The organism is Asaia sp. SF2.1 (assembly GCF_000505765.1).
GTDB classification, from domain to species: Bacteria; Pseudomonadota; Alphaproteobacteria; order Acetobacterales; family Acetobacteraceae; genus Asaia; species Asaia bogorensis.
This window is the reverse complement of record NZ_AYXS01000048.1, coordinates 3,575-5,873: the sequence shown is the minus strand read 5'-3', so window position 1 is coordinate 5,873 and position 2,299 is coordinate 3,575. Positions and strand designations below refer to the sequence as shown.

Annotated in this window: 1 protein-coding gene and 1 pseudogene; both read right to left on the bottom strand. The window is 57.4% G+C overall.

The annotated features are described in order from the left end of the window. On the bottom strand, positions 1-1,675 hold a 1,675-nt coding region (locus tag P792_RS39135; protein ID WP_023979612.1), incomplete at its 3' end, for a TonB-dependent siderophore receptor. A 403-nt stretch (positions 1,676-2,078) separates the two neighbouring features. Beyond that, positions 2,079-2,299: pseudogene (locus P792_RS39130) on the bottom strand (MFS transporter); the annotation flags it as partial.

The window sequence follows — 2,299 nt, the reverse complement described above, 5'->3', positions numbered from 1 at the left end:
CCGACTGCGAATTCTGCGACGGATCCACGAAATTGTAGCTGCCGCTGGTGATCGCGTTCTGGATGCCGGAAATGGTCGGCACGCCTGTGATCGTCTGGTTCAGCAGCGTGTTCATGCCAACGAAGTTGACGTCGTAATTCCAGTCCGAACCCCAGCGCGACGGATGCCAGCCATTATAGCGTACCGAACCACGGAAGTTCTGGCTCGTATCCATGGTGGTCGGAATCAGATCGCCAAAGCGATAATTGACCTGCGCCTGCTCACCCTGTGCGGCATAAGGATTGTTGGGGTTCAGAGAGCCGTCAGCCAGATAGACGGGCAGATAGGTATTCTGCGCCGATGCCAGCTTTGCCTGGCTGTAGGACGTACCACCATAGGTTGAATAGGGCGTTCCCGTGATGATCGAACGCGCCTGCGACCAGGTGAACATGGCCGTCAGCTGCGAACGCTCCGTAACATTGGCCGTAAAATGCGCTGTGGCACTGACGCGACGCAGATCGGGCGCAAGCTGGGCGTATTTCTGCGTGTTCCATGAGCAGGCTTGGCTGGTGCCGGTGCTTCCACCGACAGCTCCTGTAACCAGACCATCAAGGCCACGGCAACCCGCCTGCTGGTTCAGAAGCGACCAGGGTGCCGTATTGGTGCCGGTTCCTGTCACAGGACGCACGAGCGCTACGGTCGACGGCGCGAAATTGGTGATCGAGCCACCCGAGACGATGTTATCGTTTCCGTTGCTGCCACCGATCCCGGTCAGGTCACCATTGTTATACGGTGAATTGAGCTGACGGTAATAAAGCGGATCGTCCTGCTGATATTCCGAGTTGATGTAGAAGTTATAGCCGTCCTTGTGCAGGTCGCCATGACCCCATGTGGCATAAAGGCGCTGATGCCCTGCATCGCCACGCTGTGTCAGGCCACCTTCGGCATTGCCCTCGAAACCCTTGATTTCCTTGCGGGTGATCATGTTGACCACACCGGCAACAGCGTCGGCACCATAGGTTGCCGAGCCGCCATCCTGCAGCACGTCCACGCCCTGCATGATGGATTGGGGCATCCAGTTGGTGTCGACAAAGTTGCGCTCGCCGTCATCGGCCAGCGGATAGTACGACAGGCGCTGTCCATCCATGAGGACCAGGGTCGAATCCGTGCTGAGACCGCGGAGCGACGGAGCCGATGCACCGGCGGCAAAGCCACCACCCGCCGACCAGGCATTGGTCAGATTACCTGCACCGTTGGAAGACAGAAGCTGCAGCGCATCGGTCACGGTCTTGATGCCGCGCTGCTGCATATCCTTCATGGTGATGTGGGTAATGGGCGAAGCACTGGTCGTGTTCGGATCGCGGAACAGCGAGCCCGTCACCATGATGGTTTCGGGGCGCGAGGTCGCAGGAGCGTCCCCAACCGGTGCGGAAACAGCCCTGGCGCGCGTCGAGCGGCTCTGGGCATTGACCTTCACCTTGCTCTTGGCAGGAGCCTTGGCGGCGTTGGCAGGGATTGTCGATGTTTCAGGGGCCGAAACACTCTGTGCCCGTGCGTCACTGACGAAATGCAACAGAGCAACACAGGCTGTGGCACTCATGAGACCGGCGGCAAGCGGTCGCTTGCGTCGGGTTGACGGGGCGACGATCGGGTCATGGCGACCCGATTCGTGCGTCTCTCTTGGGAACAGCGTCATGGAACGTTCCGTCAAAATGGGTTAATTCGCGATATTACGCATCGCAACGTTCCCAAGCCGTAACGGAAGATTGTTAACGCCCGCAAGGCGCGTTACATTTATATTACATAGTTCGAGCAATGCTGTGCAACAATGTCACACTGCCAGAAGCAACGTTACCAATCAGAAATCATTTTCTGTCAGTTACTTACAACGATCTGGCATGATCGGGCTCTTGCTGGGCGCAGGTCTATTTCGAAAAAAATCGAATTCACGGGGAACCGTTAACGGTTAAGAATTGACAGCGACCTATGTCTTGTCAGTTTCGCATGTCGCCGCATACGCACTGGCTGGCATGACAAAAAAAAAGCGGGGCTTTGGGCCCCGCCTTTTTCTCCTTCGTCTCAAGAAGGAAACCGCTCACTCAGTGGGAGAAACCCTTGGCTGAAGCGCGGGTGGAGTGGAGATGGGCTTCCACCTCCGGGTCCAGCTTCAGGAAGTAGGTCAGAACCGCACTGATGAAGTAGATGATGGAGTAGACAACCATCACACCGAACACCCCGAAGGCAGGCTCGAAGATGTAAACGATGGCCGGGCCGATCCAGACACTGGCACCTGCACCGAGGTTCAGCAGCGACATGGCGG